This window comes from Nocardiopsis potens DSM 45234 (genome assembly GCF_000341105.1).
In the GTDB taxonomy this organism is placed as follows: Bacteria; Actinomycetota; Actinomycetes; order Streptosporangiales; family Streptosporangiaceae; genus Nocardiopsis_A; species Nocardiopsis_A potens.
This window is the reverse complement of the sequence record NZ_ANBB01000115.1, coordinates 1-2452: the sequence shown is the minus strand read 5'-3', so window position 1 is coordinate 2452 and position 2452 is coordinate 1. Positions and strand designations below refer to the sequence as shown.

The following is a 2452-nucleotide window of genomic DNA, read 5'->3' as shown; positions in this document are numbered from 1 at the left end:
CGGCGTCCGCCCGGGCGCCGCGCCCCCGCCTTTCCCGGGCCTCCCGGGATCCCCTCGGCCCCGGGAGGCCTCGCGCACCGGGCGGTGCGCGGTCGGGGTCAGTCCAGTGAGGAGCCGACCTTGACCCGGCCGGTGAGCAGGTCGCGGGCGATGGTCCGGCGCTGGATCTCGTCGGTGCCCTCGTAGATGCGGAGCAGCCGCAGGTCCCGGTACCAGCGCTCGATGGGCAGCTCGCGGGTGTAGCCCATGCCGCCGTGGATCTGCATGACGCGGTCGACGATCTCGTTGGCCTTCTGGCCGCCGTAGAGCTTGGCGATGGACTGGTGGTGCCGGGAGTCGAGCCCCCGGTCGACCTGCCAGGCGGCGCGGAGGACCAGCAGCCGCAGCGCCTCGGTCTCCATCTCGGAGTCGGCGATCATCCACTGGATGGCCTGGCGGTCGGCGATCGGGGCGCCGAAGGTGGTGCGCTCGTTCGCGTAGCGGACCGCCATCTCCAGCAGCCGCTCGCAGGCGCCGATCGCGCGGGCGGGCAGCAGGTAGCGGCCCTTGCCGATCCACTGCATGGCCAGGGCGAAGCCCTTGCCCTCCTCGCCGAGCACGGCGGAGTGCGGCACCCGCACGTCGGAGAAGACCAGCGAGGCCGGGCGGCGCTCGCCCATGGTGTCGATCGGCTCGGAGGTCCAGCCGGCCTCCCGGTCCACGATGAAGCAGGTGACGCCGCCGTCCGCGCCCCTGTCCGGGTCGGTGACCGCGAACACCAGCGCGAAGTCGGCCTCGTTACCGCCGGTGATGAAGGTCTTCTCGCCGTTGATCACCCAGTGGCCGCCGTCGCGGACCGCGCGGGTCCGGATCGCCTTGGCGTCGGAGCCGGCCCCGGGCTCGGTGATGGCGAAGCAGGACCGGCGGGTGCCCTCGATCACCGGGAGCAGGTACTCCTCGCGCTGCTCCCGGTCGGCGCGGAAGAGGATGTTGTCCGCCTCGCCGCCGAACTTGAAGGTGATGAAGGTGCGGCCGAGCTCGGCCTCGATGACGGCCGCGGTGACCGCGTCCAGCCCCATGCCGCCGTACTCGACCGGCGTCTGCACCCCCCAGAAGCCGGACTTGCGGGCCAGCGCGCGCAGCTCGCGGTTCTCCTCGGCGGTCAGTCCCGGGGCGGCGCCGTCCCGCTCGCGGCGGAGCACCTCGTTCTCCAGGGGCATGATCTCGCGCTCGACGAAGGTGCGCACCCAGTCCCGGACGTCCTTCTGCTCCTCGGTCAGTGCGAAGTCCACCATGCTGTCGGCTCCGTTCCGCGTTCCGTGCCCGGCCGCCCCGGTGGGGCGGTGCCCGGACCTGAAACCTAACGTTGTTCGGTTAATGTGACCATAGGCCGCCCCGGCCCCGGCCGCAAGAGGGTCCTGCGAACCCCGGTGGAGCGTGGTTAGATCGCTTCACGGCCGGAGCGCCCGGAGCCGCCGCGGCTCACCGGGCGCGCCGGCGGAGCAGCAGTCGGAGCAGAGAGGCAGCCGTGGCCCGTCCCAAGACCCCGATCCTGAACCGGCGCGGGATTCGCGCCGCCGCGCTCGCGCTGGTGGACCGGGACGGCCTGGAGGGGCTGTCCATGCGCAAGCTCGCCCAGGAGCTGGAGGTGCAGGCCGCCTCGCTCTACAGCCACTACCGGACCAAGGACGAGCTCCTCGCCGACATCGCCAACGAGATCATGGCCGACGTGGACGTCTCCGGCTTCGCCGGCGGCGACTGGCGGCACGGCCTGGTCGCCTGGGCGCACTCCTACCGCGCCGCGCTGGCCGCCCACCCCAACCTGGTCCCGGTCATCGCGGTCGGCCCCGGCCTGCGCGACCAGGCCCTGCAGCGGGCCGACGCGATCCACGGCGGCCTGGTCTCGGCCGGCTGGCCGCCCCGGCACGCCACCATGATCGGCGCCTCCACCAAGTACCTGGTGGTCGGCGCGGCGATCAACTCCTTCTCCCGCGGCTTCTCCGACGACGTCCAGGTCTACCGGGACCGCTACCCCAACCTCTTCCAGGCCCACCGGCTCGCCGAGCACGCCGCCGAGATCGACGCGGAGAGCTTCGAGCTCGCCCTGGAGTCCTTCCTGGCCGGCCTGGACCTGCTCTACGAGAAGGTCCGCGAGGAGCCCGCGGACCGCTGACGGAGACGCCTCCCCCGGGTGCGGCGCCTCGCGGGGCGGGGTTCAAGCAGGCGGCGAGGGCGGGAGGGCGTGCCGGCCGGTCGCCCGGGCGCGGCGCCTCGCGGGGCGGGGGGTTCAAGCGGGCGGCGAGGGCGGGAGGGGGACCGGCTGGTCGGTCGGGTGCGGCGCTCCGCGGAGCGAAGGTCAAGAGGGGCGGCGACGGCGAAGGCAGGCCGGGGCGGAGGCGGTCGCCCGGGCGCGGCGCCTCGCGGGGCGGGGTTCAAGCAGGCGGCGACGGCGGCAGGGGACCGGCCGGTCGGT

Annotated in this window: 2 protein-coding genes; one reads left to right on the top strand and one right to left on the bottom strand. The window is 74.0% G+C overall.

The window, feature by feature from the left end; all coding sequences use genetic code 11:
• Positions 1–98: 98 nt before the first annotated feature.
• Positions 99–1274: an acyl-CoA dehydrogenase family protein gene (locus tag D459_RS0130140; protein ID WP_017596712.1), complete on the bottom strand. Its 1176-nt coding sequence runs from the start codon at positions 1272–1274 to the stop codon at positions 99–101.
• A 233-nt stretch (positions 1275–1507) separates the two neighbouring features.
• Between D459_RS0130140 and D459_RS0130135 the strand changes: the two genes are divergently transcribed.
• Positions 1508–2152, top strand: a complete 645-nt coding sequence (locus tag D459_RS0130135; protein ID WP_017596711.1) for a TetR/AcrR family transcriptional regulator — start codon at positions 1508–1510, stop codon at positions 2150–2152.
• Positions 2153–2452: the final 300 nt, after the last annotated feature.